The sequence below is a fragment of the Phenylobacterium sp. genome (genome assembly GCF_030681155.1).
Classification (GTDB): Bacteria; Pseudomonadota; Alphaproteobacteria; order Caulobacterales; family Caulobacteraceae; genus Phenylobacterium.
The window spans coordinates 147,564-169,709 of record NZ_JAUXXE010000068.1; the positions used below are offsets into that span (position 1 = coordinate 147,564).

General features: G+C 68.2%; 18 protein-coding genes. 12 read left to right on the forward strand and 6 right to left on the reverse strand.

Annotated elements, in window-relative coordinates:
* Positions 1-55: 55 nt before the first annotated feature.
* From tsaD to Q8M13_RS17740, 4 genes are read left to right on the forward strand one after another with little or no spacing between them, the layout of a single operon-like run.
* Positions 56-1,147 carry a tRNA (adenosine(37)-N6)-threonylcarbamoyltransferase complex transferase subunit TsaD gene (gene tsaD, locus Q8M13_RS17725; protein WP_305301440.1) on the forward strand — a complete coding sequence of 364 codons (1,092 nt, stop codon included), beginning with the start codon at positions 56-58 and terminating at the stop codon, positions 1,145-1,147.
* On the forward strand, positions 1,144-2,133 hold the full coding sequence (locus tag Q8M13_RS17730; protein ID WP_305301441.1) for an NAD(P)H-dependent glycerol-3-phosphate dehydrogenase: 990 nt from the start codon (positions 1,144-1,146) through the stop codon (positions 2,131-2,133). Before tsaD ends, Q8M13_RS17730 begins: the two co-directional genes overlap by 4 nt.
* Positions 2,134-2,144: 11 nt before the next feature.
* Positions 2,145-2,432: a YciI family protein gene (locus Q8M13_RS17735; RefSeq protein WP_305301442.1), complete on the forward strand. Its 288-nt coding sequence runs from the start codon at positions 2,145-2,147 to the stop codon at positions 2,430-2,432.
* The gene (locus Q8M13_RS17740) at positions 2,429-2,797 is read left to right on the forward strand and encodes a Rieske 2Fe-2S domain-containing protein (protein ID WP_305301443.1); all 369 of its coding nucleotides are present in this window, start codon (positions 2,429-2,431) and stop codon (positions 2,795-2,797) included. The genes Q8M13_RS17735 and Q8M13_RS17740 overlap by 4 nt, the downstream gene beginning before the upstream one ends.
* A 3-nt stretch (positions 2,798-2,800) precedes the next feature.
* Here the strand turns inward: Q8M13_RS17740 and Q8M13_RS17745 are convergent, their stop codons facing one another.
* The gene (locus Q8M13_RS17745; protein ID WP_305301444.1) at positions 2,801-3,556 is read right to left on the reverse strand and encodes a creatininase family protein; all 756 of its coding nucleotides are present in this window, start codon (positions 3,554-3,556) and stop codon (positions 2,801-2,803) included.
* Between the two features lie 121 nt (positions 3,557-3,677).
* The gene (locus Q8M13_RS17750; protein WP_305301445.1) at positions 3,678-5,255 is read right to left on the reverse strand and encodes a M28 family metallopeptidase; all 1,578 of its coding nucleotides are present in this window, start codon (positions 5,253-5,255) and stop codon (positions 3,678-3,680) included.
* Positions 5,256-5,407: 152 nt separating this feature from the next.
* Between Q8M13_RS17750 and acs the strand changes: the two genes are divergently transcribed.
* The 5 genes from acs (at position 5,408) to Q8M13_RS17775 (ending at position 13,061) form a co-directional block, all read left to right on the forward strand.
* Complete coding sequence (gene acs, locus Q8M13_RS17755) at positions 5,408-7,360, forward strand: acetate--CoA ligase (RefSeq protein ID WP_305301446.1); 1,953 nt, start codon at positions 5,408-5,410, stop codon at positions 7,358-7,360.
* Between the two features lie 44 nt (positions 7,361-7,404).
* A complete protein-coding gene (locus tag Q8M13_RS17760) occupies positions 7,405-7,956 on the forward strand; it encodes an SRPBCC family protein (protein WP_305301447.1) in 552 nt (183 codons plus the stop codon).
* 86 nt (positions 7,957-8,042) lie between these two features.
* Entirely contained in the window at positions 8,043-9,026 is a 984-nt protein-coding gene (locus tag Q8M13_RS17765) for a small ribosomal subunit Rsm22 family protein (protein WP_305301448.1), read from the forward strand.
* Between the two features lie 111 nt (positions 9,027-9,137).
* Positions 9,138-10,121 carry an NADP-dependent oxidoreductase gene (locus tag Q8M13_RS17770; protein WP_305301450.1) on the forward strand — a complete coding sequence of 328 codons (984 nt, stop codon included), beginning with the start codon at positions 9,138-9,140 and terminating at the stop codon, positions 10,119-10,121.
* A gap of 123 nt (positions 10,122-10,244) precedes the next feature.
* The gene (locus Q8M13_RS17775; RefSeq protein ID WP_305301451.1) at positions 10,245-13,061 is read left to right on the forward strand and encodes a pitrilysin family protein; all 2,817 of its coding nucleotides are present in this window, start codon (positions 10,245-10,247) and stop codon (positions 13,059-13,061) included.
* 11 nt (positions 13,062-13,072) lie between these two features.
* Here Q8M13_RS17775 and Q8M13_RS17780 read toward each other — a convergent pair whose 3' ends face one another.
* Both Q8M13_RS17780 and Q8M13_RS17785 read right to left on the reverse strand, forming a co-directional pair.
* On the reverse strand, positions 13,073-14,371 hold the full coding sequence (locus Q8M13_RS17780; protein ID WP_305301452.1) for an Hsp70 family protein: 1,299 nt from the start codon (positions 14,369-14,371) through the stop codon (positions 13,073-13,075).
* Between the two features lie 146 nt (positions 14,372-14,517).
* Positions 14,518-16,809, reverse strand: a complete 2,292-nt coding sequence (locus Q8M13_RS17785; protein ID WP_305301453.1) for an NADP-dependent malic enzyme — start codon at positions 16,807-16,809, stop codon at positions 14,518-14,520.
* A gap of 269 nt (positions 16,810-17,078) precedes the next feature.
* Here Q8M13_RS17785 and dapB point away from each other — a divergent pair, with 269 nt between their 5' ends.
* From dapB to dut, 3 genes are all read left to right on the forward strand, one after another.
* Positions 17,079-17,852 carry a 4-hydroxy-tetrahydrodipicolinate reductase gene (dapB, locus tag Q8M13_RS17790; RefSeq protein ID WP_305301454.1) on the forward strand — a complete coding sequence of 258 codons (774 nt, stop codon included), beginning with the start codon at positions 17,079-17,081 and terminating at the stop codon, positions 17,850-17,852.
* Positions 17,849-19,279 carry an amidase family protein gene (locus Q8M13_RS17795; protein WP_305301455.1) on the forward strand — a complete coding sequence of 477 codons (1,431 nt, stop codon included), beginning with the start codon at positions 17,849-17,851 and terminating at the stop codon, positions 19,277-19,279. The genes dapB and Q8M13_RS17795 overlap by 4 nt, the downstream gene beginning before the upstream one ends.
* A 71-nt stretch (positions 19,280-19,350) precedes the next feature.
* Positions 19,351-19,824 carry a dUTP diphosphatase gene (dut, locus tag Q8M13_RS17800; protein ID WP_305301456.1) on the forward strand — a complete coding sequence of 158 codons (474 nt, stop codon included), beginning with the start codon at positions 19,351-19,353 and terminating at the stop codon, positions 19,822-19,824.
* Here the strand turns inward: dut and Q8M13_RS17805 are convergent, their stop codons facing one another.
* Complete coding sequence (locus tag Q8M13_RS17805) at positions 19,825-21,816, reverse strand: TonB-dependent receptor (protein ID WP_305301457.1); 1,992 nt, start codon at positions 21,814-21,816, stop codon at positions 19,825-19,827.
* Positions 21,817-21,842: 26 nt separating this feature from the next.
* Positions 21,843-22,139, reverse strand: a complete 297-nt coding sequence (locus tag Q8M13_RS17810) for a hypothetical protein (RefSeq protein WP_305301458.1) — start codon at positions 22,137-22,139, stop codon at positions 21,843-21,845.
* Positions 22,140-22,146: the final 7 nt, after the last annotated feature.

The following is a 22,146-nucleotide window of genomic DNA, read 5'->3' on the forward strand; positions in this document are numbered from 1 at the left end:
AAGGAGGTCCCGGCCTATAGGACGGGACCGCAAGTCGCAACCACCGGGAGACCGAGTGATCGAGCCGCTGACCGTCCTGGGCCTTGAAACCAGCTGCGATGAGACCGCCGCGGCGGTCGTGCGCCTGGATGCTTCCGGCGTGGTCGAGGTGCTGTCCTCCATCGTCGGCACGCAGATCGCGGCCCACGCGCCCTATGGCGGCGTCGTGCCCGAAATCGCCGCCCGCGCCCATGTCGAGACCATCGACTCAATTGTCGCCGAGGCGCTCGCCACCGCTGGCGTCGGCTATGGCGATCTCACGGGCGTAGCGGCCACCGCCGGGCCCGGCTTGGTCGGCGGGGTGATGGTCGGCCTGTCGTTCGGTAAGGCCGTCGCCCTGGCGCGCAACCTGCCGCTGGTGGCGGTGAACCACCTGGAAGGCCACGCGGTCTCCGCGCGGCTGGCCGCTGACATCCCCTATCCCTTCCTGCTGCTGCTGGTGTCCGGCGGCCACTGCCAGATCCTCGCCGTCGAGGGCGTGGGCGCCTGCCGCCGCCTCGGCTCGACCATCGACGACGCGGCTGGCGAAGCTTTCGACAAGATCGCCAAGAGCATGGGCCTGCCCTATCCCGGCGGCCCGGCCCTGGAGAAACTGGCCGAGGGCGGCGATCCCACCGGATATGTCCTGCCTCGCGCCCTCCTGGGCCGCGATGGGTTCGACTTCTCGTTCTCGGGCCTGAAGACCGCCGCCGCCCGCATGGCCGCGACAGTGACCACCGACAGCGAACGCAAGAACCTCGCGGCCGCCGTCCAGGTCGCCATCGCGCGCCAATTGTCCGAACGCACAGACAAGGCCATGGTCGCCTATGCTCATGAGCAACAAGGCGCGCCGCTGCGTTTCGTGGTCGCCGGCGGGGTCGCGGCCAACAAGGCCGTGCGCGCCAAGCTGCAAGACACCGCGACTGCGCGTGGTTTCTCGTTCGACGCCCCGCCGCTCGCCTATTGCACCGACAACGCCGCCATGATCGCCTTGGCCGGCGCAGAGCGACTGGCCTTGGGCATGAGCGACCGGCTCGACGCGCCGGCCCGGCCGCGCTGGCCGCTGGACGAGGCCGCCGCCCTGGCCAACCCGACCCACGTTCCCGGCCGTAAAGGAGCCAAGGCATGAAGACTGCTGGCGTTATCGGCGGCGGGGCCTGGGGCACCGCCCTGGCCCTGGTTTGCGCCCGCGCGGGCCTGGCCACAACGCTCTATGCCCGCGAGCCCGAGGTGGTGAGCGCCATCAACGAGACGCGCGAGAACAAGACCTTCCTGCCCGGCGTGGTGTTCGACGCCCCCGTCAGGGCGACAGGCGACCTCGCTGACCTCGCCGCCGCCGATCTGGTGCTGAACGTCAGCCCGGCCCAGCATCTGCGCTCCAGCCTTGACGCCTTCCGGCCCCACGCCCGCGCCGGCGTGCCGATGGTCCTCTGCTCCAAGGGCGTCGAGCAGGGCTCGCTCAAGCTGATGACCGAGGTGCTGAACGAGGGCCTGCCCCAGGCCTCGCCCGCCGTGCTGTCGGGGCCGAGCTTCGCCATCGACGTCGCCCGAGGTCTACCCACCGCCGTCACCTTGGCTTGCCCGGACGAAGAGCTCGGCTTCCATCTGGCCGCCGCGCTCAGCCTGCCGACCTTCCGCCCCTATCTGGCCACCGACATGATCGGGGCCGAGATCGGCGGCTCGATGAAGAACGTCCTGGCCATCGCCTGCGGCGTGGTCGAGGGCCGGGGCCTGGGTCGCAGCGCTCATGCCGCGGTGATCACCCGTGGCTTCGCCGAGATGACCCGCATGGCCGTGGCGCTGGGCGGCGAGGCCGAGACCGTCGCCGGTCTTTGCGGGCTCGGCGACCTGGTGCTCACCTGCTCGAGCCCGCAATCACGTAACATGAGCGTCGGCCTGGCGATGGGCGGCGGACAGACCCTGGAACAGGCGCTGGCCGGCAAGGTCTCGGTCGCAGAAGGCGTCGCCTCGGCGCCCGCCGTTCTGGCGCTGGCCGGCAAGCTCGGCGTCGAGACGCCAATCTGCGCCGCCGTCGCCGCCATCCTGGCCGGCGAGATGCAGGTTGACGAGGCTATCGCCGCCCTGCTCGCCCGCCCCATCACCACCGAACGATAAGGACCGCCGCCTTGACCCTCTTTGCCATCCACTGCGTCGACAAGCCGAACTCCCTGGAGCTGCGCATGGCCACCCGCGAGGCCCACCTGGCCTATGTCGGCGGCTTCCGAGAGCAACTGCGGCTAGGCGGCCCGATGTTGAACGAGGGCGGCGACATGGCCGGATCAATCATCATGGTGGAGATGGAAACCTTCGCCGAGGCCCAGGCCTTCGCGGCCAGCGACCCCTACAACCAGGCCGGCCTGTTCGAGCGGGTCCACATCAGCGCCTTCCGCCCCACGCTCGGGAAGCTGGGTTGACGCGCGAGGCCTCAGACAATCCGGCGAGGCCGCCCGCCGGCGTCGCACTCTGCGCGGTCGCCGACCTGACCGATCCTGGATCGAAGGGCTTCCGGTTCCGCGCAGACAGCAAGATGTTCGCCGGCTTCGTCGTGCGGATGGGCGAGGAGATCCGCGGGTATGTGGATTCCTGCCCCCATGCCGGCTGGCCGCTGGCGGCCTGGGACGACCGCTACCTGACCCGCGAGGGCGACCTGATCCTCTGCGGTGGCCACGCGGCGCTGTTTCGGCCACTGGACGGGGTGTGCATCGCCGGACCCTGCGCTGATGAGCGCCTGACGCCCTGGCCGATCACCGTCGTGGACGGCCAGATCATCACCGCCTAGATTCTAGCTCCGCGCGGGGAACGCCTCGGCCGAGAAATCGGCCACGTCGGCGATCAGGCCCTCGGCGGCCAGCGCCACCAACTCGCCGCCTTTCTCGGGCGTCGCCAGGGCCGGATCGGACCCCATGCGGCCGTCGGGATAGCGCGCGCGGAAGTCGACCGCCTCGCGGATCGGCCCGGTCGGCGCGATCTGCGGCGCGTAGTTGGCGGTCTTGATGGCGTCCGGATAGGCCCACTGGGTGACGGCGATCTCCGACGGCGTCGCGTGGCTGCCGTGTCCGACCGGGAATTGCCGATGCGCCAGCGCGTTGACGCCGCGCAGTTCCCACCAGTTCTTAAGCTTGCAGGCGAAGCCGCGCTCGGTCCGGCCAAAGCTGGCCTCGGCGTAGAGCTCCGAGAACGCCGCCTCGATGGTGGCGACATTGCCGCCGTGGCCGTTCAGGAAATAGATCTTCTCGAACCCATGCCCGGCCAGCGAGCGGCACCAGTCGCCGATCGCGGCGATGAAGGTGGTCGGGCGCAGCGAGATCGTGCCGGGGAAGCCCAGGTGGTGCTGGGCCATGCCGATATTGAAGGTCGGGGCGATTAGCAGGTCGGAGGTCTTCTGCGCCTCGTGGGCGATGATCTCCGGGCAGAGCCAGTCGGTGCCCAGCAGGCCGGTAGGGCCGTGCTGCTCGTTGGAGCCGATCGGCACGACCACCGTCTTGGAGCGTTCCAGATAGGCTTCGACTTCTTGCCAAGTGGAGAGGTGGAGCAGCATCTAATTTCCTAATCCAGCACAGTGCGTCCGAGGTTCGAGCATCCTACCGTTCGCCCGGGCCGATAATCCAACCGCGCGAAGGAGGCCTCTAGATGGCGCTGCGGCTGGCCGATGTCGCCTCCTACTTCGCGAACCGCTTGAAGAAGCTGTCGGCCTTCCAGGTCGGACGCTCGGGCGCGTCGGCGGCCTGCATGGCGACCTGCGCCATATAGGCGTTGAACTTCACCGCGTCGGCGCGCTCCACCGGCTGGGTCAGGTCGTCGGCCAGGCCGTGATAGCGTTCGGCGCGCCAGGTCTTTTCGATCTGGGCCTCCGGCGTGCCGGCCGTGAAGCCGAACTTGAAAGCCAGGGCCGGCACCCCGGCCCGAATGAAGCTGTACTGGTCTGAACGGATGAATGAGTTGCGATCGGGATAGGGGTCGGCGACCACCTCCAGGCCTTGAGCGACGGCCGCGGCGCGCGCGGCGTCGCCCAGCGTGCTCTCATCGACGCCCAGCACGATCACCGACTTCAGCGGCCAAAGCGGCAAGGCCATGTCCATGTTCAGATTGCCGACCACCGAGGCGGCCGGGACACTGGGACGCTCGGCGAAATACTTCGAGCCCAGCAGGCCCTTTTCCTCGCCCGTCACCAGCACAAACAGGATCGAGCGCTTCGGCTTGGCCTTGGACTCGCTGAGCGTCCGGGCGATCTCCAGCACCGAGGCGACGCCCGAGGCGTTGTCCATGGCCCCGGCATAGTAGGGCGCCCCCTTGCCCGTGGTGTTGAGCCCGAGGTGATCAAGGTGGGCGGTGATCACCACGTGCTCGGCCTTCAGCTTCGGATCGGTCCCCGGCAGTTTCGCCACGACATTGGACGAGGCGACCTCGGTGACGTCGGCGGCGACCTGGGCCTTTAGGCCGATCTTCAGGTCGAAGCCCTTGATCGGCTTGGAGGCGTCGGCGAGGGCCAGCACCTCGGCGAAGCTGTGGCCCGAACGCGCGAACAGCTTTTCAGCCTGCGCCGGATTGAAGCTGGCCGAGAACCGCTCGCCCTTCACCTCGCGCAAGGCGAGATCGGCGGGGTACATGCCGGGCTGGCTAGAATTGGCGATCTGCCGTTCCCAGGGCACGTCCATCGACTTGGGAGTCGGCAGGGCGATCAGACCGACCGCGCCGGCCGCCTGGGCCGCGCGCCAGGTCTCGGACCCGCGCGAGTGAGACTTCAGCGCCGCCGAGATGTCGGACGGGCCGCCATTCACATAGACCGCGATCTTGCACTTCAGATCCTGGCCGGCGAAATCGTCGTAGCCGATCTCCGGCAGATGCAGACCATAGCCGATGAAGACCAGCGGCGCCTCGATGGCCTTGGGCTGCGGCAGCCGCGAGCCCAGCAGGATGTCGGGGCCCACCTGCAGGGGCTCAACCTGTCTATCGATCACCAGGGCCGCGCTCGAGCGATCGGACAAGATGCGCTGAACCGTGAACTTCATCGGCTGCAGATAGCCGTCCGTGCCGGCTGGCTGCAGGCCATAGGCCTTGAACCGCTCGGCCGCGTAGGCGGCGGCCTTGTCATAGCCGGGGCTGCCCGTCAGGCGACCCTCGAACTGCGGCCCGGCCAGGGTCTCGACATGCGACCACCACTTCGCCCCATCGGCGTCGGCGGCGAGCGCCGGCGATGTGATCAGGGCGGCGAGCGCGAAAGCAAGGACGGGACGCATGCGGCGGGTCTCCAATAGCCAAGCCGCCACACATCTCCGATCCTGCCGGCTGCGACAAGGCGCGCGGGCGTCGCAGCGGGGGAAACGCAAGTTCGCGGCGCTGGACGGTTGCGCCGACCGCCCCAACCCGCATAACTCCCGAAAAGCGTGAAATGGGAGTGCGCAGCGTGAGCGACGGCGAAGTGTTTCCGGTTCCAAAGTCCTGGGCTGAACGTACGCATATGGACGCCGCGGGCTATGCCGCCGCCGTCGCCGAGGTAGAGGCCAATCCGGACGCCTACTGGACCAAGGTCGCCGGACGCCTGGACTGGATCGCCCCCTTCAGCGTGGTCAAGGACGTCTCGTTCAACAAGGACGACTTCCGCATCCGCTGGTACGCCGACGGCGTTCTGAACGTTTCGGTCAACTGCCTGGACCGTCACCTGGCCACGCGCGGCGATCAGACGGCGATCATCTGGGAAGCTGACGACGAGCAGTGGACCAAGGTCACCTATCGCGAGCTGCATGCGGAAGTCTGCCGCATGGCCAACATCCTGAAGGCCAAGGGCGTCCAGAAGGGTGACCGCGTCACCATCTACCTGCCGATGGTCCCGCAGGCGGCGGTCGCCATGCTGGCCTGCGCCCGGATCGGCGCGGTGCACTCGGTCATCTTCGGCGGCTTCTCGCCTGACTCCATCGCCGGCCGCATCCAGGACTGCGACTCCAAGATCGTCATCACCGCCGACGAAGGCCTGCGCGGCGGCAAGGTCGTGCCGCTGAAGCGCAACGTGGATGAGGCCCTGGCCGCCTGCCCGGGCGTGACCGACGTCATCGTCATCCGCCGCACCCGCGCCGACGTCCCGATGACCGAAGGCCGCGACGCCTTTTTCGGCGACCTGAAGAAGGACGTGTCCGACAGCTGCGATCCGGAGCCGATGAACGCCGAAGATCCGCTGTTCATCCTCTACACCTCCGGCTCGACCGGTAAGCCCAAGGGCGTGCTCCACACCACGGGCGGCTATTTGGCCTGGGCCGCGCACACCCACGAGCTGGTGTTCGACTATCGGCCCGGCGAGGTCTTCTGGTGCACGGCTGACGTGGGCTGGGTGACCGGCCACAGCTACGTCGTCTACGGCCCGCTCGCGAACGCCGCCACGACCGTGATGTTCGAAGGCGTGCCCAACTATCCGACCAACTCCCGCTTCTGGGAGGTGATCGACAAGCACAAGGTCGAGATCTTCTACACCGCCCCAACTGCCATCCGGGCCCTGATGCGCGACGGCGACGAGCCGGTGAAGAAGACCACGCGCACCTCGCTGCGGCTGCTCGGCACCGTCGGCGAGCCGATCAATCCCGAGGCCTGGCTCTGGTATCACCGGGTGGTGGGCGAGGGCCGTTGCCCGATCGTCGACACCTATTGGCAGACCGAGACCGGGGCGTGCCTGGCCTCGCCCCTGCCCGGCGCCCACGCCGCCAAGCCCGGCTCCTGCGCCATGCCGCTGCCCGGCGTGAAGTTCCAACTGGTCGAGGCCGAGGGCGCGGTCCTCACCGGCGCGGCCTCCGGCAACCTCTGCATCACCGATAGCTGGCCGGGTCAGATGCGCACGGTCTATGGCGACCATCAGCGGTTCTTCGACACCTACTTCTCGACCTATCCCGGCAAGTACTTCACCGGCGACGGCTGCCGCCGGGACGAGGACGGCTACTATTGGATCACCGGCCGGGTCGACGACGTGATCAACGTCTCGGGCCACCGCCTGGGCACCGCCGAGATCGAAAGCGCCTTGGTCAGCAACGAGAACGTCGCGGAGGCCGCCGTCGTCGGTTTCCCGCACGATATCAAGGGCCAGGGTGTCTACTGCTTCGTGACCCTCAAGGCCGACGTGGTCCCGACCGACATCCTGATGGCCGAGCTCAAGGGCTGGGTGCGTCGCGAAATCGGCCCGTTTGCGGCGCCGGACGTCCTGCAATTCGCACCGGGCCTGCCCAAGACCCGCTCGGGCAAGATCATGCGCCGCATCCTGCGCAAGATCGCCGAAAACGATCTCGCCAACCTCGGGGACACCTCGACCCTGGCCGATCCTTCAGTGGTCGACGACTTGGTAAAGAACCGCCACGGCGCTTGATGCGTTAGCCCATGGCGGAGGAAGCTCCGCCATGAGGCTGTTCAATGCGGGTGATGATCCTTCTCGCGGTCCTGATGCTGGCCGGGCCGCCCGCCTGGGCCGCGCCGGAGGCGGGCGGCATTCATGTCGAGATCACGCCAGATCCCGGCGGCGCGTCGGGACTGATCCGGGGATCGGTCGAGATCGACGCAACGCCAGAGCAGGTCTGGGAAGTCCTCATCGACTGCGCCGTCGCCCCGCAGATGGTCGCCCGCCTGAAGAGTTGCCGCATCCTGGAGCGCGATCCGCAGGGCCGTTGGGACGTGCGCGAGCACGTCAGTCGAGCCGGTCCGCTGCCGGCCGTCCGAAGCGTGTTCCGATCAGAATATGATCGGCCGCGCTACATCCGCTTCAAGCGCTCGGGCGGCGAGGTGAAGGTGTTGGAAGGCGAGTGGCGACTGATCCCGCTGACCGGCGGAACCCGCACCAAGGTTCTCTATGAAAGCCGCGCCTCGGCCCCCTTCGCCGTCCCGGCCCCCATCGCCAGGATGATCCTGCGCCACGACGTCCCCGAAGCCCTGGCCGCCCTGCGGCGCGAGGTGATGTCGCGGCGATAGCCTCCCAAAAGCTCGTCATCCTCCGGTCGTCTGAAAGACGATCGGGAGGATGACGAAGGGGGGAGCAGGGTCTAACGCTGCCGTCGATGTCTTCCGACCTGCCCGCGCCGCTCCGCCTCGCCGCCGACCGCCTCATGCAAGGCGTCTCGCGCCGTGACATGGCCGAGCGGGCCTCAGCGATCTCGACGCGCTATCGGGCCGGCGGAACATCGGCCGGGGTGGTCGGCTCCGACGCCGACGCGACCGCCTATGTCCTGACCCGCCTGCCCGCCACCTACGCCGCCTGCGCCCGCGTCTTCGAAGAGGCCGCCGAGCGGGCGCCCGGCTTTGAACCGGCCAGCTTGCTGGACGCAGGGGCCGGACCTGGCGGCGCAGGCTGGGCCGCACTGGAGGCGTGGCCGTGCTTGCGGCAAGCGACCCTGCTCGATTCCAACCGCGCCTTCCTCGACATGGCCGCGACCCTCGCCGCCGATGGTCCCCCGCCGCTGCGCGAGGCCGAGCTTCGCAAGGGGGACCTGACCGCGCCAGCCGACTGGCCCCAGGCCGACCTGGTGGTCGCCAGCTACGCCCTGGCTGAAATCGCACCGGCCAAGCAAGCCGCTACGGTGAGTGCGCTGTGGGCCTCGACCGAAGGGATGCTGGTTCTCGTCGAGCCTGGCACACCAGCCGGCTACGCCCGCATCCTGGCCGCCCGCGAGACCCTGATCGCGGCCGGCGGCGCGATCCTGGCGCCCTGCCCGCACAACCAGGCCTGCCCGTTGGTTGCTCCCGACTGGTGCCATTTCAGCCAACGGCTGGCGCGATCGCGCGATCATCGCCTGGCCAAGGGCGCCGAGGTTCCATTCGAGGACGAGAAGTTCAGCTACCTCGTCGTCGCCCGCCCCGGTGTCCAGGTCCTGGCGCCGACCCCGCGCGTGCTCGCTCCGCCGCACATGGCCAAGCCCGGGATCGACCTGAAGCTCTGCACTCTGGATGGCCGCGCCGAGGCGACCTTCGTTCCACGCCGCGACAAGCCCGCCTACGCCATCGCCCGGCGCCTCGACTGGGGCGACGCCCTGCCTGGCGAATAAAATAGAACGATCGTTTTAATTTACTGGCCGAACCCGGCTCCCCGGGCGACAACCCTGATCCAGGCCCACCGCATTCAGGGCCGTGCGATTTCAAAACAAAAGGGAGGCCATATGCCCAAAAGCCGTGAGATCCACCTCGTCGCCCGCCCGGACGGCATGCCGACGCAAGATCAATTCGCCCTCGTGGAAACGAACGTGTCGGACGCCGCCGATGGCGAAGTCCTGGTTCAGAACCTCTACATGTCGGTCGATCCGGCCATGCGTCCGCGCCTGACGGCGGGCCAAGATCTCAACGTCGCGATGATGGGCGGGGCCCTGGGCCGCGTCGTGCAATCCAAGAACCCGGACTTCGCCGTGGGCGACCTGGTGTCCAATCGCCTGGGCTTCCGCGAGTTCTTCACCTCCGACGGCAAGGGCCTGACCAAGCTGAAGGCCGACCCCGACCTGTCGCTGACCACCCACATGCACGCGCTCGGCATGACCGGCTTCACCGCCTATGGCGGGCTGCTGCACATCGGCCAGCTCAAGGACGGGGAACAGGTCTTCGTCTCCACCGCCGCCGGCGCCGTCGGTTCGGTCGCCGCCCAGATCGCGAAGATCAAGGGCTGCTACGTGGTCGGCTCCACGGGCTCCGCCGACAAGGCCGCCTGGCTCAAGGACGAAGTCGGGCTGGACGCGGTGATCAACTACAAGGAAACGCCCATCCGCAAGGCGCTGGAAGAAGCCACGCCCAAGGGGATCGACGTCTATTTCGACAATGTCGGCGGCGATCACCTTGAGGCCGCCCTGCGCCGGATCAACACGCTCGGCCGGATCCCGGTCTGCGGCTTCATCTCCGGCTACAATTCGGGCCACTCCAGCGTCTCGAACCTGTCGAACATCATCTATTCGCGGGTGATGCTGCGCGGCTTCGTCGGTACGGACTTCATGCACCTCTACGCCGACTTCCAGCGCGACATGGCCGGCTGGCTGAAGGACGGCAAGGTGAAGTACCAGGAGACCATCCTGGACGGCATCACCAACGCCCCGAGTGCGCTCATCGGTCTGCTTGAGGGCAAGAACTCCGGCAAGATGCTGGTCAAGCTCGCGGACTAGCGACCTCCCGGCTCACCTCGGCGCTGGCCGGGGTGAGCCTTGGGCGTTCGTGACAATCCGTTTAGGTTTCCTGGGCTGTGCCCGGTGCTAGGGTCCCGGCGCCCGCCCACTCAGGAAGCCTTCATGCTCCGTCACGCCGCCGCGGCCCTGGCCGTCACCTTCGTCCTGACGCTCGGCGCCCCGGCCCTCGCCGCCGACACCGCGCCGCCAATCGTCTATCAGGAACGAACGCTGCCAAACGGCCTGCGGGTGTTCTCGTCTGTTGATCGGACGACCCCGAACGTGACGGTGCAGGTCTGGTACGGCGTCGGGTCGAAGGACGATCCGGTCGGCCGCTCGGGGTTCGCCCACCTCTTTGAGCACATGATGTTCAAGGCGACCCGCGACATGCCGTCGGAGACGATCGACCGCATGACGGAGGACGTCGGCGGCTTCAACAACGCCTCGACCTATGACGACTTCACCAACTACTACGAGGTCGTCCCCGCCAACCATCTGCAGCGATTGCTGTGGGTCGAGAGCCAGCGGCTTGGCTCGCTCGTCGTCGACGAGAGCACCTTCAAGTCGGAACGCGACGTCGTGAAGGAAGAGCTGCGCCAATCGGTGCTGTCCCAGCCCTACGGCCGGCTGTTCTATCTCGACGTTCCGCGCGCCAGCTACACGACCCATCCCTACAAACGCCCCGGCATCGGCTCGATCGAGGAGCTGGACGCCGCGACCATCGACGATGTGCGCGCCTTCCACGCCGCCTATTATCGACCCGACAACGCCGCCCTGATCGTCGTCGGCAACTTCGACCAGAAGGAGCTGGACGCCTGGGTCGACAAGTACTTCGCCGGCATCAAGCGCCCGGCCGAACCCATGAAGCGGGTGACCGCGGTCGAGCCGCCCCGCACTCAGCCGGGCGTCTACAAGGGCTATGGCCCCAACGTCCCGTTGCCGGCCGTGGTGATGACCTGGCATGCGCCAGACGCCGCCAGCCCTGACGCCGCCGCCCTCACCGTGCTCGACGCCATCCTTTCCAGCGGCAAGTCCTCGCGGCTCTATGACAGCCTGGTCTATGAGCAGCAGATCGCGGCCGAGGTCTATTCCGACGCCTCGCTGCCGCAGCAGCCGGGCATGGTGATGGCCGGCGCCATCCTGGCTAGCGGCAAGACTCTGGCCGAAGGAGAAAAGGCGCTGCTGGCGCAAGTCGCCCGACTGCGCGACGAGCCGGTCACTGAGGCGGAATTGGCCGAGGCCAAGAACGAGCTGATCGCCAGCAAGCTGCGCGAGCGCGAAACCATCGACGGGCGCGCCTTCGCAATCGGCTATGCGCTGAACACCGCTGGCGACCCGGCCCTGGCCAACCGCCAACTCTCCGAGTTGCAGGCGGTGACGGCCGCCGATGTCCAGCGGGTGGCGCAGAAATACCTGGCCGACAACAGCCGCATGACCATCCTCTACCAGCCAGAATCCGCCCGTCCCGCGGGGGAGCCCGATCAGACGCCGAAGCCGCCGGTCGTCGCCTCGACCAAGTACACAGGCCCCGTGGTCACCCTGGCGCCAGCCGGCCAGCGCGCGGCCCCGCCGCCGGTGGGAACGCCGGTCACACCGGTCCTGCCGCGCCCGACGGAAAAGACCCTCGCCAACGGCCTGAAGGTCATCGTGGCCAAATCGTCCGACCTGCCATTGGTGAGCGCCGAGCTGACCGTCCGCACCGGAGCAGCCGCCGATCCCCAGGGCTTGGCCGGCGGCGTCGGCATGACCGCCGGCATGCTGACCGAAGGAACCAAGACCCGCAGCGCCCAGCAGATCGCCAGCCAGTCGGAGGCGCTTGGCGCGACGCTGTCATCCGGCGGCGGCCAGGATTCATCCTCCGTCAGCCTGAACGTCATGCCCGACAAGCTGCCAGCGGCCATGGCCATCATGGCTGATGTCGCGCGCAATCCGGCCTTCGCCCAGGAAGAACTCGACCGTCAGCGGGCCCAGGCCCTGGACGGCTTGTCAGTGGCCTTCCAGTCGCCCGGCCAGCTCGCCGGCTTCGCGGCCTCACCGGTCATCTTCTCCGGCACCCCGTTCGGCCACGTCGCCACCGGGACCCAGACCTCGCTGCCGAAGATCTCGACCGGTGATCTGGCCGCGCTTCACGCCACCTATTTCCGGCCCGACAACGCCATATTGGTGCTGACCGGCGACATCACCCCCGAGCAGGGCCTGGCCCTGGCCGAGCAAGCCTTCGGGGACTGGAAGGCGCCCGCCGGTCCCGCCCCCGCGCGTGTCGCCGTGACGCCGCAAGCAAAGCCCCGCGCCGTCGCTATCGACCTGCCAGGCACCGGCCAAGCGGCGGTGACGGTCGTCAAGGCCGCGATCCCGCGCGGCGACCCGGCCTACTATCCGGGCATCGTCACCAATTCGGTGTTGGGCGGCGGCTATTCGGCCCGGCTGAACCAGGAAATCCGCATCAAGCGTGGCCTCTCCTACGGCGCGAACTCGCGCCTGTCGGCGATGCGGACCACCGGACTGTTCCGCGCCGCGGCCCAGACCAAGAACGAGTCCGCGCCGCAGGTTCTGGACCTGATCGTCGCCGAACTGTCCCGCCTGGCTCAGACGCCGGCCTCAGCCGAGGAGCTGAAGGCCCGCAAGTCGGTGTTGATCGGCAGCTTCGGCCGCGAACTCGCCACCACCGACGGACTGGCCGGAATCCTAGGCTCGCTGGCCCTCTACGACCTGCCGCTGACCGAGGTCGGCGCCTATACCGGCAAGGTCGAGGCCGTCACCGCCGGGCAGGTCCGGGCCTTCGCCAAACAGAACCTCGATCCGGCCAAGGCCAGCGTCATCGTGGCCGGCGACGCCAAGGCGTTCCAGGCGGAACTGAAGACCCGTCGCCCGGACCTGGAGGTGGTGCCGGTTTCCGAGCTCGACCTGGATTCTGTCACCCTGAAGAAGGCCGTGAAGTAGGCGCCTCCCAGCTAGGCCCGCCTGGCCCACTTCGTCAGGTCGCGCTCCCGGCCCATGAGAGCCAGGCCGGAGGCGATGGACTCCAGTTCGCTGCCGCTTTCGATCTTCGAAGGATCGAACCGGCGATGGAAGATGTCGCGCACGGCGGGGACCAGCGACGAACCGCCGGTCAGGAACACCCGGTCGATCTGGCCCGCCGCAAGCCCGGCGTCGGTCAGGGCCTCATCGACCGCCTTCTCGATCAGGCCCAGCTCGGGAGCGATCCAGCCTTCGAACTCGGCGCGCGCGACGTCGCGGGCGATGGAGATCGTGCCAGCCTCGAAACGGAACTCGGCCACCTCCTGCGACGACAAAGCTTCCTTCAGCTTGGAGACCGAGCGGTAGAGCATGTAGCCGTAGTTCTCATCGAGCACTTCGACCAGGCGCTCGATCTTCTCAGGCTCGACCGCCTCGCGGACCAGCTTGCGAATGTCGCGCATGTCCCGGCTAGCCCGCATCAGGGCGAGCTGGTCCCAACGCGCGAAGGTCGAATAGTAGCGGTTGGGGATCGGCAGGGTCTTGCCGAAAGAGGTGTAGCTGGACCCCTTGCCAAGCTGCGGCGAGACCAGGTTGTCGATGATCCGGTAGTCGAAGGCGTCGCCCGCCACGCCGACGCCCGCCCGGCCCAGCGGCGTCGATTGGATCTCCCCGCCCTCCCGCGTGAACCGGATGATCGAGAAGTCGCTGGTGCCGCCGCCGAAATCGCCGACCAGCACGGTGGCGTCCTCCTTCAGCTCCCGCGCGAAGAAGAAGGCCGCCCCGACCGGTTCGTACGAATAGAGGATTTCGGTGAAGCCGAGCCGCTCGAAGGCGATCTCATAGCGGCGTAGGGCCAGTTCTTCGTCCGGCGCGCCGCCGGCGAAGGTCACCGGCCGGCCGACGATCACCCGCTTGGGCAGGTTCGCCATGTCCTCGCCCGCGTGGTCGCGCAACTTCAGCAGGAAGGCCGACAGGAGATCCTCGAACAGATAGCGGCGACCAAGGATCTGGGTCTCGCTGAAACTGGCGGAGGCCGCGAAGCTCTTGAACGACTGGATGAACCGCGTCTCAAGCGGGTCTTCGACATAGGCCTCGATAGCCCACGGCCCCGCCTCGACCTCGCGGTCCTTCGGGCGTTCGGCCGGAGCGTGGAAGGATATCGCCGAGCGGAAGGCGAAGACCTCCTTCTCCGGCGCGGGGAAGCGCACCAGATGAGCCGGCCCCTCGGCCCCTGCGAGCGCGATGACGGTGTTGGTCGTGCCGAAATCGATGCCGATGCTGAGATCAGCCATGTCGCGCTCTTTCTCTAGTCTGGGAGCGCGAAGTCCGCCGAAACCGGCTTCGGGTTTCGGCTGTCGCACTCTCGAAGGGGTGTGGACGACGCATCGACCACACCCCGAGAGCGGACGATCCGTTTAGTTGGTGGTCAGGACCACGATCACGAAGCCTGAGCCTCGGCGATGTCCTGCTCATAGGCGGCGAGCGTCGCCATCTGCAGGACCCGGGAGACCGAGGCGGACAGCGGGGCGATCTGCACCGACTTGTCCATGCCCAGCAGCAACGGCCCGATCACCGTGGCGCCGCCCAGGGCCTGGACGAGCTGGGTGGAAATCGCCGCCGAATGGATGGCCGGCATGATCAGCACATTGGCTGGGCCGGTCAGGCGCATGAACGGATAGTTGACCCGCTTGCTGGGGTCGAGAGCGAGCTCCGGCGGCATTTCGCCCTCGTACTCGAAATCGACTTCCATCTCGTCGAGCATGGCGACGGCGTCGCGGACCTTCTCGGACCGCATGCCCATCGGATTGCCGAAGGTCGAATAGGACATGAAGGCCACGCGCGGCACGTAGCCGAGCGTCTGCACGGTGCGGGCCGCCTCCATGGCGATCTCCACCAGCTCCTCGGCCTCGGGCATCTCGGTGACGTTGGTGTCGGCGATGAACAGGGTGTGACCCTTGGCCAGCACCACGCTCATGCCCATCACGCGGCCGCCCGGCGCCGGGTCGATCACCCGCAGCACTTCTTCCAGCACCTGGTCGTAGGAACGCGTGACCCCGGTGACCATCCCATCGGCATGGCCGAGCGCGACCATGCACGCGGCGAAGGAGTTGCGGTCCTGGTTGATGAGCCGCTGGACGTCGCGCTTCAGGTAGCCCTGACGCGACAGGCGCTCATAGAGGAAGTCCACGTATTCCGGGTTCCAGTGCGAAACCCGGGCGTTGATGATCTCCAGCTTGGTCTCGTTCGGATCGAGACCGGCGGTGAGCATGTTTTCCTTCACCAGCTCCTCGCGCCCCACCAGAACGGCGTGGCCGAGACCGGCGGCTTCGAAGGCGTGCGCAGCGCGGATCACGGTCGGCTCTTCGCCCTCGGCGAAGACGATGCGCTTCTTCGGGGCCTTCAGCACCGCGCCCTGCAGCTTCTGCAGGAAGGCCGCGGTCGGGTCGAGCCGCTGGGCCAGCGACGCGCGATAGGCGTCCATGTCCTCAATCGGCTTGCGGGCGACCCCGGTGTCCATCGCCGCTTGGGCGACGAAGGGCGGGATGTAGGACAGCAGGCGCGGGTCGAACGGCGTCGGGATGATGTATTGCGGGCCGAACTTCAGCTGCATGCCGTGATAGGCCGCCGCCACTTCGTCCGGCACGTCTTCACGAGCCAGGGCCGCCAGCGCGTTGGCGCAGGCGATCTTCATTTCCATGTTCACGCGGCGGGCGCGCACGTCCATCGCGCCGCGGAAGATGTAGGGGAAGCCCAGGACATTGTTGACCTGGTTGGCGTAGTCGCTGCGCCCGGTCGCCACGATGGCGTCGGGGCGAACCGCATAGACCTCTTCCGGGGTGATCTCGGGATCGGGATTGGCCATGGCGAAGATGATCGGCTTTGCCGCCATCGTCTTCACCATCTCCTGGGTCACCGCGCCCTTGGCCGACAGGCCCAGGAACACGTCGGCGCCGACCAGAGCGTCAGCCAGGGTCCGCTTGTCGGTGTCGACGGCGTGGGCCGACTTCCACTGGTTCATGCCCGTCGGGCGACCGTTGTAGATGACCCCGGTATTGTCGACCGCGATGCAGTTCTCGGGACGCACGCCCATGGCCTTGATCAGTTCGAGCGAGGCGATGCCCGCCGCGCCGGCGCCGCAGAGCACGACCTTCACGTCCTTCAGCTCACGCCCGGTGATGGCGCAGGCGTTCATCAGGCCCGCCGCCGAGATGATCGCCGTGCCGTGCTGGTCGTCGTGGAAGACCGGGATATCGAGCAGCTCCTGCAGCTCGGTCTCGATGCGGAAGCACTCGGGGGCCTTGATGTCCTCGAGATTGATGCCGCCGAAGGTCACGCCGATGTTCTTCACCACCGTGATGATTTCGTCGGGATCGGTGGCGCTGACTTCGATGTCGATGGAGTCGACGTCGGCGAAGCGCTTGAAGAGGACGCTCTTGCCCTCCATCACCGGCTTCGACGCCAGGGCGCCGAGATTGCCCAGCCCCAGGATCGCCGTGCCGTTCGAAATCACGGCCACCAGATTGCCCTTCGACGTGTAGTCGTAGGCCGCTTCCGGATCCTCGGCGATCTTCAGCACCGGCACCGCGACGCCCGGCGAATAGGCGAGCGACAGGTCCCGCTGGGTGGCCATCGGCTTGGTCGGTACGATGGCGATCTTTCCCGGCGTCGGGTACTTGTGGAAGCTCAGCGCTTCTTCGTCGGTGAAGGTGCGTTTCTCAGCGTCGCTCATTGGGGGCGGCGTTTCCTCGGTCGTGCGGGTTGGGGCGGCCAACCTATAGAGCCGACTTTGCGCTCACAACACCCGTCAGACGCCAGCAGAGCCGTTCTTTTCCTTAGCTGTGTTCGGTTCGCCAGCATGACGCCGCGTCGGGAACCCCATCCCGGAACCAGCCGAGCCGTCCATGTAGAGAGCCGGAACTCGCCAACGCGACCTTGACCCGGTCCCTTCGGCCAGGACACTAGCGCTCCTTGATTGTCGCGTGCCTCGGAGAGTTCCCCTTGTCCCAACCCATCGATATCGCCGTAGCCGGTGCGCTCGGCCGCATGGGGCAAGCGGTTGCGACCGTGATTTCAGGCCGCCAGGACGTGCGGCTCGCTGCGCGGTTCGACCGCCCCGGAACCGCCGAAGACAGCCTGGTCGAGGCCGACGCCGCACTTGCGGTCGCCCAGGTCGTGATCGACTTCACCACGCCGGCCGCCTCGGTCGCCCTGGCCCAGAGCGCCGCCGCCCGCGGCGGACCGGCCTTGGTCATCGGCTCCACCGGGTGCTCGGAGGAACAGCTCGCCGCCATCGCGCAGGCCAGCAAGTCGATCGCCATCGTCCATGCCGGCAACTACTCGCTCGGCGTGAACATGCTGATGGGCATGGTGGCCAAGGCCGCCCGAGCGCTCGGGCCGGAGGTCTACGACATCGAGATTTTCGAGGCCCACCACAAGCGCAAGGTCGACGCCCCGTCCGGCACCGCCCTGATGCTGGGCGAGGCCGCCGCCCAGGGGCGTGGGGTAAAGCTGGACGACGTCGCTCAGCGCGGCCGCGACGGCATCACCGGCGCCCGCCGGGCTGGCGACATCGGCTTCTCGGTCATGCGCGGCGGCGACATCATCGGCGAGCACTCCGTGACCTTCGCGGCGGAGGACGAGATCCTGACCATCAGCCACTCGGCGCGCGACCGGGGGCTGTTCGCGCGCGGCGCGGTCGAGGCCGCCCGCTGGGTCGCGCTGCAACCACCCGGCCTCTACGACATGCAGGACGTGCTGGGGCTGAAGGAGTGAGCGACCTCCTCGCTCGCGACGCCACAGCCCAGCTGTCGGCGCTGAAGGCGAAGGAAATCTCGGCTGTCGAGTTGCTGAAGCTCTCGCTGGCGCGGCATGAACAGACCCACAGTCGCCTTAACGCGGTCGTCGCCGCTGACCTGGAGCGCGCGCTCGACACCGCCAAGGCGATGGACGACCTGCGCGCCAAGGGGGTGACCCGCGGCCCGCTCTGCGGCCTGCCGATGACCATCAAAGACACTCTGGACGTCGCCGGCATGCCCGCCTCCTCCGGCGTCGAGGGCCTGCGTCGGCGCAAGGCCGAGGACGCGGCCGCCATTGGTCAGGTCCGCCAAGCCGGGGCGGTCATATGGGGCAAGACCAACGTCCCGGTGATGGCCGCCGACTGGCAGAGCTTCAACGGGCTCTACGGCGTGACCAACAATCCCTGGGATGTGACCCGAACACCGGGCGGTTCGTCAGGCGGGGCCGCCGCCGCGCTCGCTGCCGGCGTCACCCCCCTGGAAATGGGTTCCGACATCGGCGGCTCCTTGCGGGTGCCGGCCAGCTTCTGCGGGGTCTTTTCCCACAAGCCGACCTGGGGATTGGTCTCCCAGCGCGGGCACGTCCCACCGACGCCGGGCACCCACGCCGAACGCGATCTCAACGTCGTCGGGCCGATGGCCCGCTCGGCCCGCGACCTGCGGCTGCTGCTATCGGTCATGACCGAGGGCGTTCCCGCCAAAGCCGATATCGCCGACCTCTCGCGGCTGAAGATCGGCCTCTGGCTCGACGGCTTCGCGCTCGACCCCGAAGTCGCAGCTGTGATCGAGGTGCTGCACGCGCAGTTGTCGGCGGCAGGCGCCGAGGTGCGGGCGATCTCCAATCCCGTCCCCCTCGACCAGCTCACGGCCGCATATCAGATCCTGCTGGGGTCGGTGGTGGCGACCGACCTCCCGCCCCGCAGCCAGACCGCCATGCGACGGATGCGCGGGATCGCGGGCTTGGCCCTGGGCCTCGGCTTTGGGCAAAAGTCCTGGGCGGCCATGGTGCGCGGCTGCGCTGCGACCCACGCCGAATGGATCGCAGCCGATGAGGCCCGAGCCCGTTTGAAGCAAACGGCCCAGGACGCCTTCGCGGTCTTCGACGTCATTATCGCGCCGGTGGCGCCGGTCGTCGCCTTCCCGCACGACCATAGTCCTTTCGCGACGCGCAAGCTGAAGACCTCCGACGGACGTAGCCTGCCCTACGGCTCCATGCTCGACTGGATATCGCTCGCCACCGCCTGCTACCTGCCGGCCACAACCATCCCGGTGGGATTGGCCGCGTCCGGACTGCCGGTCGGGGTGCAGATCATCGGCCCATATGGCGCGGACTCGCGGACCCTGGCGATCGCCCAGGCGATCGATGAAAACCTGGGCGGCTTCGTCGCACCTCCGGCGATCTGAGCTGAGCGGCTTGAGGCGACGCGCCGCCTCTGGCATTTCCCAGCCATCCAATCGAACCAAGGGCGACGATCATGACTGAACCGCGCGGCGTGACGCCCCTGACGGCCGCCTTCAAGCGCTGGGACGGCAATCACGACCTGCCCCTGCCGGCTTATGCGACCGCCGGGGCCGCCGGCTTCGACTTCCGCGCCGCCGTGCCCGAGGGCGAAACCCTGAGCATCGAGCCAGGCGCGCGCGCGCTCGTGCCGACCGGCTTCGCCGTCGCCCTGCCGATCGGCTACGAAATGCAGATCCGCCCGCGCTCGGGCCTCGCCGCCAAGAACGGCGTGTCGATCGTCAACGCGCCCGGCACCGTCGATTGCGACTATCGCGGCGAGATCTCGGTGTGCCTGATCAACCTGGGAGCCGAGACCTTCCACGTCCGCCGCGGCGATCGCATCGCCCAGGGGATCATCGCGGCGGCGCCGCAATGGACGCTGATCGAGGCCGACGAGCTGGACGAAACCGTGCGCGGCGCCGGCGGATACGGCTCCACCGGCGTCTGATCACCGACGCAGGACCAGCCCGACCCGCAGGGTTCGCGGCTGGTCGTAGCTTTCCACGCCATCGCCAGTCTCAGCCGTCTCGATCCTGGCGTCGAACAGGTTTTCCGCCGCCGCATAGAACGTGACGGCGCGCGACACCGACCAATCGGCCCGCAGGTTCACGTCCGTCGCCGCCGAGAGCTTGCGGCTGTTGAGATCGTCGTCATAGCGCTCGCCCTCGTAGCGGATCACCGCGCGTAGGTTCAGCGCCTCGACCGGCCGCCACGTCGCCTCGCCGGTCAGCGTCAGACGCGGCGTCTGGGCCGGACGCAGGCCGGTGAGCTGCGGCGCAGCCGCGCCGCCATCTACCTCGGCCTTGGTGTAGGCCCCAGCCAAACGCAGTGAGGCCGCTTCCCAGCGCCGCTCGATCTGAGCTTCGACGCCATAGGCGTCAACCTGGCCGGCGTTCTGGCGCTGGCGCAGCACGCCGCCGGCTGGAATGAGGCCCGCGATCGGGAAGGTCCCAGGGCCAAATCCGATAGTCACATTGGCCACGGCCTTTTCCAGGCGGTTGGCGAAGACCGTGACGTCCCAGCGCAGGTCGCCATCTGATCCCAGTCCAAATTCCGCGCCGTAGAGCTTTTCCGGCTCCAGCCCTGCGTTCGCCTCCGTCACGTCGTTGCCGACGCGGAACGGCCGATAGAGTTCGTTCAGCGTCGCCGGCCTGAACCCGGCATAGGCCGCAGCGCGGAGATATCCGTCGGTCGAGGTCGCGTAGCGAGCGCCCACACGCCCGGTCGGTAGCCAGCCGTCGCGATCCTGAGGACGGTTGTCGAGCGTCACAGCGCCCGTAGCGGCGTCACGCTCAACGCGCTGGCCGTCATAGGTGGCCCAATGATCGAGCCGCACGCCGCCGGTCAACAGCCAGTCGCCAAGATTGCGATAGGCCTCGCCATAGAGGCCGGCCACCGACTGGCTTCCGCCCGCCAGGCGCTGGCGGGTGAAGGCGCCGTTCAGGTAGCGGAACTTCTCGCGGGTCTCGCCGTCGAAGACGCGGGCGTCGACGCCCAGTTCCCAGCCGCCTGCCACGGCGTCGCGGCGCAGGGCGGCGTTCAGGCCATAGCCCATGGCCGGCGTGGCGTACTGCTCGCTGGCCGGGGTCGTGGCGACCCGGCCAGCCGCCACCGCGGCCGAGCGGTTCTCGAAATCCGAGCGCTTCACCCATCCTTGGACGCGCCAGCCCAAGTCTCCCTCGGCCGCCGGCGTCTCAACCAGGGTGGCCGACAAGGTCGCGCCGGTGGCGCGAGAGTCAGCGCCGATCACCCCGGCGCCGCGCTTCTCCTGATATCCCGAAAGCCTCAGGGCCAATTGCTTGCCGGCCAGTTCCGGGGTCCAGCGCAACGCGCCGCTGAGGCCTCGGTAGTAGAGCGGCTGATCGGCGGCTCCTCGCCCTTCGCGCACAGGGATCCAGCCATCGCTACGCTCGGCCGCCGCACTGACGAAAACCTCGCCCACGGCGCCGGCCGCGGCGCCGCCGACCAGGCCCCGTTCCCCGCCATAGACTTCGTACTCGCCACCACGCGGGACCTGGGTTCGCTCCGACAGCTGAATGGTTCCGGTCAGGGCGCCGGCGCCGTATGGCCCGGCGCCAGCGCCCCGCACCACGCGCGCCTGCTCGATCCCGATGGGCGGCAGGCCGGTCCATAGCACCCAGCCGCCGAAAGGATCGTTCTGCGGCACGCCGTCCAGGGTCACCAGGGCGCGGCTGGCGCCGGACCCGGCGATGGAGCGTACGCTGATCCCCTGGGTGGTCGGGTTCGAGGCCTGGCTGCTCGTACGGCGGAACAGTTGCACGCCGGGGGTCGCGGTCAGCGCTTCGTCCAGGCGCGGCGCGGTCGAGATCGTCTCCCCGCCAAGGGTCACGATCGAGAAGGCCCGGTCCATCGGCGAGGGCGGCAGCCGCGCCGCCTCGACCGTGACGACATCGACGAGCGGAGGAAGGTCTACGGGCACGGCGAGCTACTTTTCGTTTGAACGGTTCAGGCCGGAGTCTCGGGCAGGGCTTTCTTGAGATAGGCCGCGATCAGCGCGACCTCCTCCGGCGTCGCCTCGGCGCCCTTGTCGACCATCGCCTGCACGACGTCGGGCCAAGGCGCGGACTTTTGTACGCGGCCCACGATCACATCGGGCGCATGGCACCCGGTGCAGACGCGCAACGTGGTGTCTCGACCAGCGCCTTGCGGAAGCAATTCAGCGCCCGGCACGGCGGGCTGGGCCAGCGCCGCGCCAAACCCCATCAGCAGCACGCCGGCCGCCAAGCCAGTAAATAGACGCATCCCTCGC

Excerpts from the sequence above, each read along its gene's own strand:
- Q8M13_RS17760 (WP_305301447.1), top strand. The coding sequence starts at position 7,405 with ATGCGGGTGATGATCCTTCTCGCGGTCCTGATGCTGGCCGGGCCGCCC.
- dut (WP_305301456.1), top strand. The coding sequence starts at position 19,351 with ATGACTGAACCGCGCGGCGTGACGCCCCTGACGGCCGCCTTCAAGCGC.
- Q8M13_RS17775 (WP_305301451.1), top strand. The coding sequence starts at position 10,245 with ATGCTCCGTCACGCCGCCGCGGCCCTGGCCGTCACCTTCGTCCTGACG.
- acs (WP_305301446.1), top strand. The coding sequence starts at position 5,408 with ATGGGAGTGCGCAGCGTGAGCGACGGCGAAGTGTTTCCGGTTCCAAAG.
- Q8M13_RS17770 (WP_305301450.1), top strand. The coding sequence starts at position 9,138 with ATGCCCAAAAGCCGTGAGATCCACCTCGTCGCCCGCCCGGACGGCATG.
- Q8M13_RS17745 (WP_305301444.1), bottom strand. The coding sequence starts at position 3,556 with ATGCTGCTCCACCTCTCCACTTGGCAAGAAGTCGAAGCCTATCTGGAA.
- Q8M13_RS17785 (WP_305301453.1), bottom strand. The coding sequence starts at position 16,809 with ATGAGCGACGCTGAGAAACGCACCTTCACCGACGAAGAAGCGCTGAGC.
- Q8M13_RS17750 (WP_305301445.1), bottom strand. The coding sequence starts at position 5,255 with ATGCGTCCCGTCCTTGCTTTCGCGCTCGCCGCCCTGATCACATCGCCG.
- Q8M13_RS17730 (WP_305301441.1), top strand. The coding sequence starts at position 1,144 with ATGAAGACTGCTGGCGTTATCGGCGGCGGGGCCTGGGGCACCGCCCTG.
- Q8M13_RS17765 (WP_305301448.1), top strand. The coding sequence starts at position 8,043 with ATGTCTTCCGACCTGCCCGCGCCGCTCCGCCTCGCCGCCGACCGCCTC.
- Q8M13_RS17810 (WP_305301458.1), bottom strand. The coding sequence starts at position 22,139 with ATGCGTCTATTTACTGGCTTGGCGGCCGGCGTGCTGCTGATGGGGTTT.
- Q8M13_RS17780 (WP_305301452.1), bottom strand. The coding sequence starts at position 14,371 with ATGGCTGATCTCAGCATCGGCATCGATTTCGGCACGACCAACACCGTC.